Here is a 15,432-nt window from a genome sequence, read left to right as displayed (position 1 = left end):
TAGTACGACAACCGCACACACGGTCACTGCTTGCCCGGCGATCACCACAACCAGTGATTCATAGGGCAGTTGTTCGCCTTTCCTGGCTCTGCCGGGGCAGCCGTGCCGACGCCCCGCTGTGACTGGGCGCCTCAGCTGGCCATTGAGTACTTCAGCTGGCCTTACGTTCCTGGGACGGGATGGTCGAGCCCTTCGTATGGTTGGGCCGCCCAGGGGTGTCGGGTGTGGCTTTTAGTTGGCTGCCGCCTGTGGCTGGAGTGGCTTGGCCGCCTGGCGCCCCACGACGACCACGCCGCCAGATTGGGAAGTGCGAGCAAGATCGCTGTGTAAGGCCATGCCGGCGAGGTCGTCCGTGGCACCAACCGCCCGCACGACGTCTGGAGCGCCATGAACCGGATCTGGGCGGGCATCGACAGCGGCAAGACCCATCACCACTGCCTGGTACTCGACGAGAGCGGCGAAAGACTGCTGTCCCGCCGCGTCGCCAACGACGAGACGGAGCTCAAGCTCCTTGACTCTGTACTCGCCCTCGGCGACCAGGTGACCTGGGCCGTGGACATGGCCGGTGGTGAACCCGCCCCCTTACTCGCCCTACTCGTCAACCACAGGCAAGAGGTCCTCTACATTCCCGGCCGTGTGGTCAACCGAGCCAGCGACGGCTACCGGGGCGAGGGCAAGACCGACGCACGCGACGCGTTCGTCATCGCCGGCCAGGCTCGGATCCGCCGGGACCTCCAGGAACTGAGGCCCAGTGACGAGGCCATCAGCGAGCTCCGGCTCCTGACGAACCGCCGCGCCGACCTCGTCCGCGACCGCACCCGGTCCATCAACCAGCTGCGCTCCGCCCTGACCGGCATGTTCCCTGCGCCGGAACGTGCGCTCGTCCTGACCAGTGCCGGACCGCTCGTCCTGCTGGCCGGCTACCAGACGCCAGCAGCCATCCGGCGCCTCGGGACCGGGCGGCTCACCCGATGGCTACGCACGCGTGGCGTCCGCAGCCCCAGGAGCTTGCGAAGAAGGCTGTGGAGGCCGCAGAACGGCAGCACACCGCCGTTCCCGGCGAAACTGTGATCGCTCAGCTCGTTCGGACGCTCGCCGAGGAGGTCCAGACCCTCAACGAGAAGGTCGCCGAGGTCGACCGGCTCATTGAGGCAAGGTTCCGGACGCACAAGCTCGCCGAGAGCGGCGCCAGCATGCCCGGCATCGGCCCGTTGCTGGGTGCCGAGTTCCTCTCCGCGATCGGCAACGACCTCTCGGACTTCGCCAGTTCGGACGGGCTCGCGGCATTCGCCGGTCTGGCTCCGGCGCCCCACGATTTCGGGAAGCGGAACGGCAACCTACAACGGTCCCGCCGCTATCACCGGAGTCTCCAGCGCGTCTTCTGCATGTCCGCCCTGATGAGCGTGCGCTACGACCCCAACTTCCGGACGTATTACGACCGCAAGCGTGCCGAAGGCAAACGCCACTCCCAGGCCGTAATCGCCCTCGCCCGGCGCAGAGTCAACGTCTTGTGGGCCCTGAGCCGGGACGGCCGCCTCTACGAAGTCGCCGCGCCTCAGCCCACCGTTTAGTCCGGGTGATCGTCCGACCGCCACAACCAGCGCAGGGCATCGGGAAGCAGGACGCCGCCGTGGTTGGGGCTGTGGCCGCCATCGCCCAGGACAAGACGGAAGTCGTAGTCGGCTTCTGCGAGCGCGGCCGCGACGCGCAGGTTATTGGCGAGCCAGTTTGCCTCGGGCTCGTTCCAGCGCAGGTCACGATGGCCCGCTTGCATGAAGATGCGCAGCGGCTTGCGAGGGACGCGGGGGATGAGTTCCGGGTAGGGGTTGCCGCCTGGCATCTGCGTGAAGCTGGACAAGTACCCGATCACCCGGCGGAATTTGTCCGGACGCAGCCACGCCGCGGTAAAGGCGCAGTTCCCGCCGCTACTGCCACCACAGATGCCCCACCGGTCGGGGTCCTCGGCAATCGAGTAGTGCTTCGTGACCTCAGGGATGATCTCTGTCAAGAGAAAGCTGACGTACCGATCGTCGTAGGCGTCGTACTCGGTGTTGCGGTTCTTCGGATCCTCAGCATCTGGGAAGACACCAGGATCGACGAACACGCCGATGGTGACCGGGATGTCACCGCGGTGGACGAGATTGTCCAGAACGATCGCGCCGCGGACCTCCCCTTCAGGGTCCAGGTACCACCATCCGTCCTGGAACACCATCAGCAACGCCGGCTCCGAGGGGTCGTACCGCGCGGGCACATGCACCCAGAACTTCCGTGACGTTCCCGGGTAGATCGCGCTGTCGCTCCAGTCGAACTCGATCGTCTCGCCAGCGGGCACGCCGGGCTGCACGGCGGAGTCGGGGCCATGGGCGTAGCGCACATCTGACTGGTGAATCGGAAGCGGCCGGTAGGGCACCTCGATCGTCACGCGGGCCAACCTAGGAGAGATCACGAACGGTCTCAACGGGGTTTATGACTCCCCCCACACGGCTTGACTTCCCCATTGGGAAGCCGCTTCGGCGCTCAGCGTCGTCCTCTCCGCGTTAGGTTGGCCGGCGTGTCTCTGCCGCCGGAAGTCCGCCGGACAACGTCCACGTTCTTGACCACCATCGACGCGTCTGCGCCGGGGCTGGTGGAAGGGTTGTACTTGTGTGGCTCGCTCGGCTTCGGCGAGTTCTTCCCCGAGCGCAGCGATATCGACTTCGTGGCCGTGTTGGCGGATCACCCGGGTCGCGACGTGCTGGAGGCACTCGCTGAGGCGCATGAGGTCGTACGTCGGGAGCATCCCCGTCCCTTCTTCGACGGCTTTCATGCGGTGCGCAGCGACCTTGCCAAACCGCTGGAGGAATGCCCGGATCTTCCCTGCACCCAGGCCCGGATCTTCAAGGAGGCCGGCCGGTTCGGCATCAACCCGGTCACCTGGCACGAGCTCACCCGCCACGGCGTGACGGTCCGCGGCCCGGTCCTCACCGAGTCCGACGTGTGGACTGACGACGACGCTTTGCGCGCCTTCAGCCACGGCAACCGGGCGACCTACTGGTCGGGGGTCCACCAGGCGCTGGTCAACAGTCCCGAGGAGGCAGGTGACCCTGACGCGGCGGAATGGTGCGTGCTCGGCGTCAGCCGCCTGCACCACCTGCTCGCGACGGGGTCCCTCACGTCGAAGAGTGGAGCGGGCCGGTATGCCCTGACCGCCTTCGAGCCCCGCTGGCACCCGATCATCCTCGAGGCCCTCCGTGTGCGCGAGGATGGAGGCGTGTTCTCCTGCTATGACGGTGTTCCTGAGCGCCGGGGAAGCGACACGATCGCCTTCACCGCCATGGCCATCGAGGCCGGCCTCGCGCTCGGTGCGACTCAGGGCTGAGGATCGTGGTTCCGTCGACGACGTCCCGAGCCCCTGGGGTCGGCGGGGGTTACTTGATCGGGGGTTCGGTCGGGTCGGTGGTGCCCTTCGGCTGCTTGTTGAGTAAGTCCGAAGTGTGCTCCCCCTTGCCGTCCTTCGACGGTAACCGCAGACGAAACGGCTGCGACAACACCTCGTCCGCAGCCGCAACGAAGTCGGTGGCCAGCAGCCGACGCTCAGCCAGGCTCTCGAAGCCATGCATCCGGCCCGTGGCTTGTATGTACTTCAGCCCAGGTCGGTGACGCTGATCAGCCCGCCACGCGAATCGGCGTACCGCCACCGTGACGCCAGTCGGAACGGCAGCCAGCTCGCGTACCGCACATGACATCGGCGTCCGACGATTTCCACACGGCACTCCACCGCCGCGACCAGCCCTCGCCCGCCTCCAACCGCTCAGCAACCTGCTCGTCCAGCACGTACGGCGCGATCAGCTCATCCAGCCCGCACGTATGCGACCACACCGGCCTGCAGGGCTCCGACAAAACCTCCACGAGCCAAGCACAGCCGCTGAACCCGGCATCACGGTCGACTGTGACGCCGGAGCATCCTCGCCAGAATCAGGTGAACCACGACAGAAGATGTCGGGATTCGGGGCCACACTCGTCGTATGACAGCAAACTGGGCATCGTTCGTCGCCGCCGAACCCGACCTCGCGAAGACCGTCGAGGAGCGGTTCGGAGCGTTCACGCATCACATCGTTGCGACCCTGCGCAAGGACGGCTCACCGCGGACCACCGGCCTCGAGGTGCGGTTCCTGAACGGCGAGTTGTGGCTCGGCATGATGCCGGACTCCCGCAAGGTGCTCGACCTGCGCCGCGACCCGCGCTTCGCGCTCCAGGCGAACCCGGGAGAAGGCACCGGGATGGGCGGCGGGGACGTACGGATCAGCGGGCGGGCGGTCGAGGTCGACGATCCCGGCACGAAGGCCGCGTACGGCGAAGAGGTGGAACCGCCGGAGCCGTTCCACCTCTTCCGCACCGAGCTGACGGAGGTCGTGCGGACCTACGTCGAGGACGACACCTATCTGGTCGTCCAGGTCTGGAAGCCCGGAGAGCCGGTGCGCACTCTCAAACGGACCTGACCGGAGGGACTACTCCCACTCGATGGTGCCCGGGGGCTTGCTGGTCACGTCGAGGACCACGCGGTTGACGTCCCGGACCTCGTTGGTGATCCGGGTGGAGATCTTCGCGAGGACGTCGTACGGCAGCCGCGACCAGTCGGCCGTCATGGCGTCCTCGGACGAGACCGGGCGCAGCACGATCGGGTGGCCGTACGTCCGGCCGTCGCCCTGGACGCCGACGCTGCGGACGTCCGCGAGCAGGACCACCGGGCACTGCCAGATGTCCCGGTCGAGGCCGGCCGCGGTCAGCTCCTCGCGGGCGATGGCGTCGGCCTCACGGAGCAGGTCCAGCCGCTCCTTCGTCACCTCGCCGACGATACGGATGCCCAGGCCGGGGCCGGGGAACGGCTGGCGCTGGACGATCTCCTCCGGCAGGCCGAGCTCCTGGCCGACCATCCGGACCTCGTCCTTGAACAGCTTGCGCAGCGGCTCGATCAGCTGGAACTCGAGGTCCTCGGGCAGGCCGCCGACGTTGTGGTGGGACTTGATGTTGGCGGTGCCGGTGCCGCCACCGGACTCGACCACGTCGGGGTAGAGGGTGCCCTGGACGAGGAACTCGACCGCGGGACCCTCGTCCGCGATGATCTCGGCCTGCGCCTGCTCGAAGACCCGGATGAACTCCCGGCCGATGATCTTCCGCTTCTCCTCGGGGTCGCTGACCCCGGCGAGCGCCTTGAGGAACCGCTCCTCGGCGTCGACGACCTTCAGGTTCACCCCGGTCGAGGCCACGAAGTCCTTCTCGACCTGCTCGGTCTCCCCCTTGCGCATCAGGCCGTGGTCGACGTAGACGCAGGTCAGCTGGGAACCGATGGCCTTCTGGACGAGGGCGGCGGCGACGGCGGAGTCCACACCGCCGGACAGACCGCAGATCGCGCGCTTGTCGCCGACCTGTGCGCGGATCGCCTCGACCTGCTCCTCGATGACGTTGCCGGTCGTCCAGGACGGGGTGAGGCCCGCACCGCGGTAGAGGAAGTGCTCCAGGACCTGCTGGCCGTGCGTGGAGTGCATGACCTCGGGGTGGTACTGGACGCCGTACAGCTTCTGCTCGTCGTTCTCGAAGGCGGCGACCGGGACGACGTCCGTGGACGCCGTGACGGTGAAGCCCTCGGGGGCGGCGGAGCAGGCGTCGCCGTGCGACATCCACACGGCCTGCTCGGCCGGGGTGCCCTCGAAGAGGGTGGAGGACGACTTGGAGACGTGCAGGTCGGTACGGCCGTACTCACGGGCGCCGGTGTTGTCGACGGTGCCGCCGAGGCTCTGGGCCATCAGCTGGAAGCCGTAGCACATACCGAAGACGGGGACGCCGGCCTCGAACAGCGAGCGGTCGAGAGTCGGCGCACCCTCCTCGTACACGGACGAGGGCCCGCCGGAGAGGATGATCGCCGCCGGGTTCTTGGCGAGCATCTCCTGAACCGGCATGGTGCTCGGCACGATCTCGCTGTAGACCCGGGCCTCGCGGACGCGTCGGGCGATGAGCTGGGCGTACTGCGCACCGAAGTCGACGACCAGGACGGTGTCGGGGGCGGCGGGGGTCGCTGATGACACGGGTTGCCTTCCGGCGGCTTGAAAGGGGCTGTACCACCGATTCTAACGGGGCTGCCACAGGTGGCTCCCGTCTCAGCATACGAGCCGGGTTGGCCGTCACCTGAGGTCACGGCATACTGACCCCATGCTCACGCACGCGACCTTCCTCTTTACCTATGGCAACCGGCCCGCCGGCTGCCATGGTCGTGCCGCTTGAGCAACTGACAAGCGACTTCCCAGGCGCCCCGGGCCGACAAGGTCCGGGGCGCCTGGCGTTTTCCGGGGCTTGTCGGTTCCGGGGGCCACCTTCCACGAGGAGCCCACGACATGACTGCCACCGCAGCGGAGAAGACCGGCGCGCACACACCCGAGGCCGCCGACGTGATCACCGGTGCGCGCGAGCGCATCGACGCACTCGACGACCGGATCATCGGCCTGATCCAGGAACGGATGGCCGTCTCGGCCGTCATCCAGGAGGCCCGGATCACCTCCGGCGGCCGCCGGGTGAACCTCTCCCGGGAGATGGAGATCCTCGGCCACTACCGGGAGGCGCTCGGCAAGCCCGGTACGACGCTCGCGATGACCCTGCTCGAACTGTGTCGCGGCCGGGTCTGAATCGGCGTTCCGTGTACATACGTGCGCATGCCTCTCACCCGTACGGCGCGTGACCGCCGCGCGAGACGCTTCGTTGGTCCCGGTGTCCGTGCCAGCCAGGGGCGGGCCCGAAAGAACCACGCGTGGCTCGCTGGAGCGATGAGACGTACGGATCGTGCCGTGCGTCGTGGGACCTCGCTCCAGGGAAGTGACCGGACGGCAGGGGACAGCAGGCCGGTCACCCAAGAGAACGGTCGGCTCCGGGGACGCCCGGAGCCGACCGGCGGAACTGTCCAAGGCTTCATCAAGGCCAGCGGCGCAACCCCCCGGCGTCGCTCCCAGGCACCGGCGCAGCCCTGACGCCGGTGCTGACGAAAGAAGGGCCCCGCGGCTCCGTCCCGCGGGGCCCTTCGCATGTGCGCAGCCGGACCGCCGTGAGTGACTCAGGTCACATAAGAATTATGTGAAGTGCGGGACAACCATTCACAGGCCTCGTGGATCAAACCTGCTGAATCAAGGGTCACACCCGCGCCCCACACGCGGAGCCCTCCGCCCACGCGTGCTGCGACGCCGCAGCACACCGGACTTCTTGAGGACTTCATGAAGCTTCGCCGTGCCTTGGCAGCGGCCGCCGCGACGGCAGCGATAGCCCCGATGGCGCTGCTCGCAGCACCGGCCGCGTACGCGACCGAAGACACGGGTTCCGCGTCCCCGTCCGTGACCGCGACGGACTCCGCGACCGCCACGCCCACCGAGGAGCCGTCGGCGACCGCGACCGAGACGGCCACCGAGACCGCCACCGCCACGCCGACCGAGTCCGTGAGCGAGACGGCGACCGAGGCGCCGTCGGCGACCGCGACCGAGACGGCCACCGAATCGGCCACGGCCACGCCGACCGGTTCGGCCTCCGCGTCCACCTCCGCCACGCCCAGCCCGAGCGCCTCCACCCCGGAGGAGGAGCCCGACCTCTGCGAGAACGCGGACGACGAGTCCGTCGGCCTCAGCGAGGACCTGCGCAGCGGTCTGTCGGGGCTGCCCGAGACCATCGTGGCCGGCAGCGGATGGACCGGGTTCTCCTTCAACGTCTCCAACAGCGGTGACGAGGAGATCAAGAACATCAAGCCGCTGATCGGCGTGGCCGCGCTCGGCTGGGACGAGCAGGACTACTCCGGCCAGATCACCGTCCAGGTCTACGACAAGGCCGCCGGCGGCTGGCAGACGCTCGCGGACGCGGCCGGTGAGGGTGCGACGTTCACCGCGTTCTCGCTCGGCGCGGGCCAGTCGACCTCGTACCAGCTGCGGCTGAGCGTCAGCGGCAAGGTGCCCGACGCCATCGGTCTGACCGGCGGCTTCGCGCAGTACTCGGACGCCGACGGCTGCTGGATCGCCGACGACCCGAACGGCTGGGTGTACTTCTTCGACATCCTCGCCGCGGGCTCGGACGCCGGTAACCCCCCTGACGCCAAGCCGCAGGGCGGGATGGCCGACCTGGACGACGTGAACTCCGTCGACGCCACCGGCAGCCTCGCCGAGACCGGCTCCAGCTCCGCGCTGCCCATGATCGGCCTGGTCGGCGGTGTCGCCGTCGTCGCCGGTGCGGGTGCGGTGTTCGTCGTGCGGCGCAACAAGGCGGGTGCGCAGGCGTAAGGCGCCTGGCGCAGCCCGGTAGGGCTTCACCGCAAGACAGAGAGAGGGACCTGCGCTCGGAGGGGGGCGCAGGTCCCTCTCTCTGTTGCCTCACGGCTTGGGCGGCACCGTCGGTATCCCCAGGAACGGCAGCTTCAGCGCGCCGAAGGCCTCCGCCGGGACCGCCGGGGACTGCGGCTCCACCGGCTTCAGACGTTCGTACGCCGCTCCCTGCGCCGGACGCTGGTCGGCCTCGCCCTTGTTGGGCCAGAACGACATCGCACGCTCGGCCTGCGCGGTGATCGTCAGGGACGGGTTCACACCCAGGTTCGCGGAGACCGCCGCCCCGTCGACGACCGAGATGCCGGGGTGGCCGTACAGGCGGTGGTACGGGTCGATCACGCCGGTCTCGCGGGAGTCGCCGATCGGGCAGCCGCCGAGGAAGTGCGCGGTGAGCGGGGTGCCCATCAGTTCGCCGATGTTGCTGCCCGGGAACCCGTTGATCTCGGCGGCGATCGCCGACGCGCCCTCCGAAGCGGCCCTGATCTGCTTGGGGTTGGGAGCGCCGTGACCCTGGCGGGCGGTCAGCAGGCCCTTGCCGACGCCGTCCGGCTTCAGATACGTCGTCAGGGAGTTGTCCAGCGACTGCATCACCAGGCCGATGATCGTCCGCTCCGACCAGCGGTGGTTGTTGAGGGAGCGGAGCATCATCAAGGGGTGACGGGCGGCGTTGCGCAGGAAGGCCAGGACGCGGGACGAGCCCTCCGTGTACGGGATCTGGAGGATCGCCAGGCCGCCCATCGAGTTGGAGCCCTTGCCGTAGCGGACCGGTTCGATGTGGGTGTTGGCGTCGGGGTGGACCGAGGACGTGATGGCGACGCCTCGGGTGAAGTCGACCTTCTTCTCGCCGGTGACCTTGCGGTAGCGGCGGTTGGTGGTCTGGGCACCGACCAGGGCCTCGGAGTTGGTGCGGGTCAGCTCCCCGAGCCGGTCGGAGACGTGCGGGAGCCGGCCGGTCGCCTTCATCCGGTGCAGCAGCGTCTGGGTGCCGTAGGTGCCGGCGGCCAGCACGACCTGACGGGCCCGGAAGGTGCGGCCCTTGGCCTTCCTGCGGTTGTCGGTGGGGAGGGTGGTGACGGCGTAGCCGCCGCGCGAGTCGTCCGTGACCGACACGACCGTCGTCAGCGGGTGCACGACCGCGCCCGCCTTCTCGGCGAGGTGGAGGTAGTTCTCGTTGAGGGTGTTCTTGGCGCCGTGGCGGCAGCCGGTCATGCACTCGCCGCACTCGTTGCAGGCGTTGCGGGCGGGGCCCGCGCCTCCGAAGTAGGGGTCGGGCACCTGTTCGCCGGGACGGGCCTTGGCCTTTCCGTCGGCGTCCTTGCCGTCGCCGAAGAAGACTCCGACCGGCGCGAGGTGGAAGGTGTCGCCGACGCCCATCCGCTGGGCGGCCGCCTTCAGATGGACGTCGGAGGGCGTCATCGTCGGGTTCAGGCGGACGCCGAGCATGCGTTGCGCCTGGTCGTAGTACGGCGCCAGCTCCTCCTGCCAGTCGGTGATGTGCCGCCACTGCGGGTCCTCGAAGAACGGCTTCGGCGGTACGTAGAGGGTGTTGGCGTAGTTGAGGGAGCCGCCGCCCACTCCGGCGCCGGCCAGGACCATGACGTTGCCCAGCAGGTGGATGCGCTGGATGCCGTACATGCCGAGCTTGGGGGCCCAGAGGTAGTTCTTCAGATCCCAGGAGTTCTTGGGGAGGGTTTCGCGGGTGAAGCGGCGGCCGGCTTCCAGGACGCCGACGCGGTAGCCCTTTTCGGTGAGGCGGAGGGCGGTTACGGAACCGCCGAAGCCGGAGCCGACGACGATCACGTCGTAGTCGTACCCGCCCTCGTCCCGGGTGTGGACAGACTTCTCCTGCGACACGTGCTCTCCTCGTTGAGAACGGGTGCTGTCTAGCGGAAACGGAACGCCTTCATCAGGCGCAGGCTGCGGCTCATGAAAGCCGCGTACTTCTCGTCGTCCATCCCGAGCGACGGCGCCATCGGGAGCAGGCGTTGCTGCGCGACCGTCTGGGCCTCCGTGTACTTGAGGATGCCCTCCGAGCCGTGGCGGCGGCCGAGGCCGGAGTCCTTCATGCCGCCCATCGGGGACTGGACGCTGCCGTAGGCGGGGGCGTAGCCCTCGTTGATGTTGACCGTGCCGGTGCGCAGGCGGGCGGCGACGTCCCGGCCGCGTCGGCCGTCCTTCGTCCAGACCGAGGAATTCAGGCCGTACGGCGTGGAGTTGGCGTGCTCGATCGCCTCGTCGTCCGACGTGAAGCGGTAGAGGGAGACCACCGGCCCGAAGGTCTCCTCCGTGCAGACGGCCATGGGTGCCTCGACGCCGTCGAGGATGGTCGGCTCGTAGAAGTACGGGCCGATGTCCGGGCGGGCCGTCCCGCCGGCCACCACCTTCGCACCCTTGGCCACCGCCTCCTCGACATGCCGCTTGACGGTCTCCAGCTGGCGTTCGCCGACCAGGCTGCCCATGTCGGCGCCGTAGGCGAGGGACCTGCCGAGGCGCATGGCCTTCGTGCGGGCGGCGAAGCGCTCCAGGAAGGCGTCGGCTATCGACTCGTGGACGTACAACCGCTCGATGGAGATGCACAGTTGGCCCGCGGAGGAGAAGCAGGCACGCACCGCGCCCGCCGCCGCCTTCTCGATGTCGGCGTCCTCCAGCACCAGCATGGCGTTCTTGCCGCCGAGCTCGAGGGAGACGCCGACCAGGCGGGCGGCGGCGCCCTGGGCGACCTCGCGGCCGGTGCGGGTGGAGCCGGTGAAGGAGACGTAGTCGGCGTGCTTGACGACCTCGGGACCGATGACGGGCCCCTCGCCGAGGACGACCTGGAAGACCTCGGCGGGCAGTCCGGCCTCGATGAGGAGGTCGCGCGCCCACAGCGCGGTCAGGCAGGTCTCCGTGTCGGGCTTCATCACGACCGCGTTGCCCGCGACGAAGGCGGGGAGGGCGTCGCCGACCGACAGCTCCAACGGGTAGTTCCAGGGGGCGATCTGGCCGACCACGCCGCGCGGGTGGCGCAGTTCGGTGACGCGCGTGAGGGTGGGCATGGCGCCGGCGTGCCGCTTGGGACGGAGGTAGGCGGGCGCCTTGCGACCGTAGTGGCGGGCGGCCACGGCGACCGCCTGGACCTCCTCGTGCGCGTGCAGGCGGGCCTTGCCGGTCTCCAGCTGGATCAGGTCGAGGACCTCGGCCTGGCGCTCCAGGACCAGGTCGTGGAAGCGGAGCAGAACAGCGGCGCGCTGCCGTACCGGCGTCTGCGCCCAGACGGCCTGGGCCACACGGGCCGCGTCGAACGCCTGCTGGACGTCCTCCGGCGTGGACTCGGGCAGGTCGGCCAGCTTCTCGCCGGTGAACGGCGTGTGGTTGGCGGTCCGTCCGGAACCGGCCACGCCTTTGGTGAGCTGGGCGACCAGCTCCGGCGTGACCACGTCGGCGGCGGTACGGGCGCCCTCCGGGGAGGGGGCGAGGGGGTTCGTGCCGGTCTTGGCCGGGGCCTGCGCGTCCGTCATGAGGCGCAGGGTATGCCGGAGCGCAGGCTTTGTGTACCCGTCGGTAATCGGGATTCACGGAGTGCTCACACAACGCCAGTGATCACTGGCAACGAATGCGCTGATCAGGGCGTTGAGCAAGGTCGATCAGCAGTACGTCGGTGACTGCCGATGACTTTCGATCGCGAGCGTCAGTTCCCGCCGATCTCCAGGCGATCGCGGGCTCCCTTGAACACGGCGGTGCCCTTCTTCTCGTCGGCCGTGCCCTTGGGCATGTCGACGCGGAGCTCGTACATACGGCTGTCGTCGGTGAGGATCATCAGCTCCATGATCCGGGTCGGGTTCTTTTCCAAGCTGAAGGTGGTGTCGGCGAGGACCGCCTCCTGGCCGTGGAAGCTGGTGCGGGTGTACTGAGTGCGTGCATCGCCGTTGTAGCTGTCCCATCCGGCGTGCGCGTCCTGGGCCTGGCCCATCGGGGAACGGGGCGCCCGGTCCCACTGGGTGAGGCGGACCGAGATCCCGTCCTTCTCGTAGATGACGATCCTGGGCTGGTAGCTCGCGCCGCCCTGACGGGCGAACTCCTCGTAGTCGCCGGGGACGGAGAGGACCGCGTCCATGTCCTTCTCGCGGTGCGGGGTCCATGGCTGCCGTGTGGGAGTGGGCGTGGGCGTGGTTTCGGAGACGGTCGGGGCCTGGGTCAGCGTGGCGGCCTGCTCTCTGGCTCCCTTGCCGTCGACCTCGGTGAAGGACGATATGCCGAACCAGACTCCGCCGACGAGGAGAGCGCCGAGCAGGGCGACGGGGGCGGGACGGCGGAGGGTGGGGCGGGGCTCGGGGTGGAGGGTTGGGGTGGTTTGTGGTGTGGGGGTGGGGTCGGGCTCCGGTTCAGTGCCGGCCTCAGGCCCGGATTCGGGTGCCCGGTCCGTTCGGGGTTCATCCGGAGTACCCATGACCCCCAGTCGGACCGTCCCGGCATCGTCCGCGAACCCCTCCAGATCCGCGGCTTCCTGAGCCTCCGCCACGTCACCGTCGGGCACCTCCGGCCAGCCCTTGGCCACCGCCTCCAGACCCACGGCGACCTCCTCCGCCTCCGGTCGCCGCTCGGGGTCCTTCGCCAGCAGCCGCACGATCAGCGGCCCGAGCGGCCCGGCGTGCTGGGGTTCGGGCGGGTCGGCGGCGAGGATCGCGGCGAGCGTCGACTCCAGGGTCGTACGGCGGAACGGGGACCAGCCCTCGACGGCGGCGTACAGCAGTACGCCCAGGGACCACAGGTCGGAGGCCGGTCCGGCACCCCGGCCCGACATCCGCTCGGGCGCGATGAACTCCAGCGAGCCCACGAACTCGCCGCTCATGGTGAGGGATTCCTCGCCCTGGACGTGGGCGATGCCGAAGTCGGTGAGGACGACGCGGCCGTGCTGCCCGAGCAGCACGTTGGCGGGCTTGACGTCGCGGTGCACGATGCCGACGGCGTGCGCGGCGCGCAGGGCGCCCAGGACGGCGAGGCCGATACGGGCGGACTCGGCGGGCGGGAGCGGGCCGCGCCCGAGGACCTCGTGGAGGGACTCGCCCCGGATCAACTCCATGACGATCCAGGGGATTCCGTCCTCCTCGACGACGTCGTGGATGGAGACTGCGGACGGATGGTCGACGCGCGCGGCGGCCCGGGCCTCGCGGTGCAGCCGGTGGGCGGCCCGGCGGTGGCCCTCGCCCTCCGGGTCACCGGGCAACCGGGGCTGCTTGACGGCGACTTCCCGCTCGACGAGTTCGTCGTAGGCCCGCCATACGGTGCCCATCCCACCGGAGCCGACGCGCTCGATCAGCCGGTAGCGCCCGCCGACCAGCCGTCCGTCGCGCTGGTGTTCACCGCCGTCACTCATGTCCCATGACTACCGTGCGGGACACCTCTTTGTCGACGCGGGTCAGAGCTTGTCGACGTCCAGGTTCGCGATCGCCGTACGCGCCACTTCGCGGCCTCGCTCGGTGAAGTCGCCCTTGCCCGGGTAGCTGATGGTGAGCTTGTACATGTCTCCGGCGGAGTTCTTGTAGTAGAAGATCTGCAGCTCGCGGAGGCGGGGTTTCTGACTGTCGGTCGTGGTGTGGACGACGGTCATCTGCGCGGCGTCCTTGCCCTGGTACTTCGCCTCGTCGTCCGGCTTCGTCCTCGGTTTCGGTTCCTGGGACATGCCGAGGGCGTAGCTGCCGCTCTCCTTGAAGGTGCCGTTGTCCTCGTACATCTCGTCGTCCGCGGAGTCCTTGACCTCGTTACTCGTGTCCTCGGCCTTCTTCTCGAGGCTCAGGCCGATCCAGATGCTCCCGCTCGGGTCGGTGTACGTCACCCAGTGGCCGTCGTCCGTCTCCTCGGGCACGGTCCGCTCATAGCCGTCGGGCGCAGCCAGGGTCGCGACGACGTCCTTCTCGACGTGCGTCTTCCAGTCGTCCGGCAGCGGGCCCGCGAACGGGTCCGCGATCACGAAGTACGCCGCCACCGCCGCCGCGACAACCGCCGCACCGAGGCCGAGCAGTGCCTTACGGCCGATCCGGATCCCGCCGCCCTGCCCGCCGTCGCTCCCGGCAACCGTCACCACCTGCGTCGGCACCGGCTCGGGCGGATTGGCGGCCGCCTCCAGCAGCGCCCGGACCTGGGCGGCGTTCGGGCGGTGCGCCGGATCCTTCTGGAGCAGGCCGTTGATGGCGTCGGCGAGCGGGCCGGAGGCCGAAGCGGGCGGTGCGGGCGTGGCGTTGAGGACGGACTGAAGGGTGGCCGGGGTGTTGCTGCGGCGGAAGGGGGACACGCCCTCGGTGGCCGCGTACAGCACCACTCCGAGCGACCAGAGGTCCGAAGCAGGTCCCGGGCGCTGGCCCAACACCCGCTCCGGCGCGATGTACTCGGGCGAGCCGACGAAGCCGCCGGTGTCGGTCAGGTTCGTCTCGCCCTCGATCTGCGCGATGCCGAAGTCGGTGAGGACGACGCGGTCGTGGCGGCCGAGGAGGACGTTGTCCGGCTTGACGTCGCGGTGCAGGATGCCGGCCGCGTGCGCCGCCTCGAGCGCGCCGAGCACCTCCAGGCCGACCTTGGCCGCCTCGCGGGCGGACAGGGTGCCCTCCTGCAGGGCGGCGCCGAGGGAACGGCCCTGCACCAGCTCCATCACGATCCACGGCTGGCCGTCCACGACGGCGACGTCGTGCACGTTCACGACCGACGGGTGGTCGAGCCGGGCCGCGGCGCGTGCCTCGCGGCGCATCCGCTCGAAGGCGTTGGCGCGTTCGCGCTCGGGAAGGTGGTCCGGAACCCGCGGTTCCTTGACCGCGACCTCACGGTCCACCGTCTCGTCCTTGGCGCGCCACACCGTGCCCATGCCGCCGTGCCCGAGCTTGGCGAGCAGCCGGTAGCGGCCGGCGATGAGCCGCCCGGCGCCGGGGTCCTGCGGGGCCTGGGGCGCGGGCTGCGGTGCAGCGGGCTGGGGCGCGGACTGGTGTTGCGGGACGACCTGCGTGGGCGCCGCGTACGGGTTGTTCGGATGCGGTACCGCGGCGGGCTGACCCGGCGGTTGCAGACCGAAACTTGTTGGCTCGTCGGACCCGTGGTGGGCTCCCCCGTTGTTGCTCATGCGTCCATGCATATCGCGGCAAGC

General features: G+C 69.4%; 11 protein-coding genes and 1 pseudogene. 5 read left to right on the top strand and 7 right to left on the bottom strand.

Annotated features, from left to right (window positions below; all coding sequences use genetic code 11):
- Positions 1–387: 387 nt before the first annotated feature.
- Positions 388–1,571, top strand: a pseudogene (locus tag ACFV7R_RS24325) (IS110 family transposase).
- On the opposite strand, the gene ACFV7R_RS24320 reads toward ACFV7R_RS24325, so the two are convergent.
- The gene (locus ACFV7R_RS24320) at positions 1,568–2,422 is read right to left on the bottom strand and encodes an alpha/beta hydrolase (RefSeq protein ID WP_385266811.1); all 855 of its coding nucleotides are present in this window, start codon (positions 2,420–2,422) and stop codon (positions 1,568–1,570) included. The pseudogene ACFV7R_RS24325 and the gene ACFV7R_RS24320 overlap by 4 nt on opposite strands.
- Before the next feature lie 171 nt (positions 2,423–2,593).
- Between ACFV7R_RS24320 and ACFV7R_RS24315 the strand changes: the two genes are divergently transcribed.
- Positions 2,594–3,358, top strand: coding sequence for a hypothetical protein (locus ACFV7R_RS24315; protein WP_385266809.1), 765 nt, complete (start codon positions 2,594–2,596; stop codon positions 3,356–3,358).
- A gap of 49 nt (positions 3,359–3,407) precedes the next feature.
- Here ACFV7R_RS24315 and ACFV7R_RS24310 read toward each other — a convergent pair whose 3' ends face one another.
- On the bottom strand, positions 3,408–3,599 hold the full coding sequence (locus tag ACFV7R_RS24310; RefSeq protein ID WP_385266806.1) for a hypothetical protein: 192 nt from the start codon (positions 3,597–3,599) through the stop codon (positions 3,408–3,410).
- A gap of 405 nt (positions 3,600–4,004) precedes the next feature.
- Here ACFV7R_RS24310 and ACFV7R_RS24305 point away from each other — a divergent pair, with 405 nt between their 5' ends.
- A complete protein-coding gene (locus tag ACFV7R_RS24305) occupies positions 4,005–4,478 on the top strand; it encodes a pyridoxamine 5'-phosphate oxidase family protein (RefSeq protein ID WP_385266804.1) in 474 nt (157 codons plus the stop codon).
- 9 nt (positions 4,479–4,487) lie between these two features.
- Here ACFV7R_RS24305 and guaA read toward each other — a convergent pair whose 3' ends face one another.
- The gene (gene guaA, locus ACFV7R_RS24300; protein ID WP_385266801.1) at positions 4,488–6,062 is read right to left on the bottom strand and encodes a glutamine-hydrolyzing GMP synthase; all 1,575 of its coding nucleotides are present in this window, start codon (positions 6,060–6,062) and stop codon (positions 4,488–4,490) included.
- A 306-nt stretch (positions 6,063–6,368) separates the two neighbouring features.
- Between guaA and ACFV7R_RS24295 the strand changes: the two genes are divergently transcribed.
- Both ACFV7R_RS24295 and ACFV7R_RS24290 read left to right on the top strand, forming a co-directional pair.
- Positions 6,369–6,656, top strand: a complete 288-nt coding sequence (locus ACFV7R_RS24295; RefSeq protein WP_385266798.1) for a chorismate mutase — start codon at positions 6,369–6,371, stop codon at positions 6,654–6,656.
- Positions 6,657–7,235: 579 nt separating this feature from the next.
- Positions 7,236–8,282: an LAETG motif-containing sortase-dependent surface protein gene (locus ACFV7R_RS24290; protein ID WP_385266795.1), complete on the top strand. Its 1,047-nt coding sequence runs from the start codon at positions 7,236–7,238 to the stop codon at positions 8,280–8,282.
- A gap of 90 nt (positions 8,283–8,372) precedes the next feature.
- Here ACFV7R_RS24290 and ACFV7R_RS24285 read toward each other — a convergent pair whose 3' ends face one another.
- The 4 genes from ACFV7R_RS24285 to ACFV7R_RS24270 all read right to left on the bottom strand — a co-directional run bounded on the left by ACFV7R_RS24285 (position 8,373) and on the right by ACFV7R_RS24270 (position 15,408).
- A complete protein-coding gene (locus ACFV7R_RS24285) occupies positions 8,373–10,178 on the bottom strand; it encodes a GMC family oxidoreductase N-terminal domain-containing protein (protein WP_385266792.1) in 1,806 nt (601 codons plus the stop codon).
- Between the two features lie 29 nt (positions 10,179–10,207).
- Positions 10,208–11,821: a succinic semialdehyde dehydrogenase gene (locus tag ACFV7R_RS24280; RefSeq protein WP_385266789.1), complete on the bottom strand. Its 1,614-nt coding sequence runs from the start codon at positions 11,819–11,821 to the stop codon at positions 10,208–10,210.
- A 170-nt stretch (positions 11,822–11,991) separates the two neighbouring features.
- Positions 11,992–13,677 (bottom strand): serine/threonine-protein kinase, encoded by a 1,686-nt coding sequence (locus ACFV7R_RS24275; RefSeq protein WP_385266786.1) that lies wholly within the window; start codon positions 13,675–13,677, stop codon positions 11,992–11,994.
- Between the two features lie 42 nt (positions 13,678–13,719).
- A complete protein-coding gene (locus ACFV7R_RS24270) occupies positions 13,720–15,408 on the bottom strand; it encodes a serine/threonine-protein kinase (RefSeq protein ID WP_385266783.1) in 1,689 nt (562 codons plus the stop codon).
- Positions 15,409–15,432 lie beyond the last annotated feature (24 nt).

Source organism: Streptomyces sp. NPDC059866 (genome assembly GCF_042731325.1).
Taxonomy (GTDB): Bacteria; Actinomycetota; Actinomycetes; order Streptomycetales; family Streptomycetaceae; genus Streptomyces; species Streptomyces flavusporus.
The sequence above is the reverse complement of the archived record's forward strand: the minus strand, read 5'-3'. Positions and strand labels throughout refer to the sequence as shown.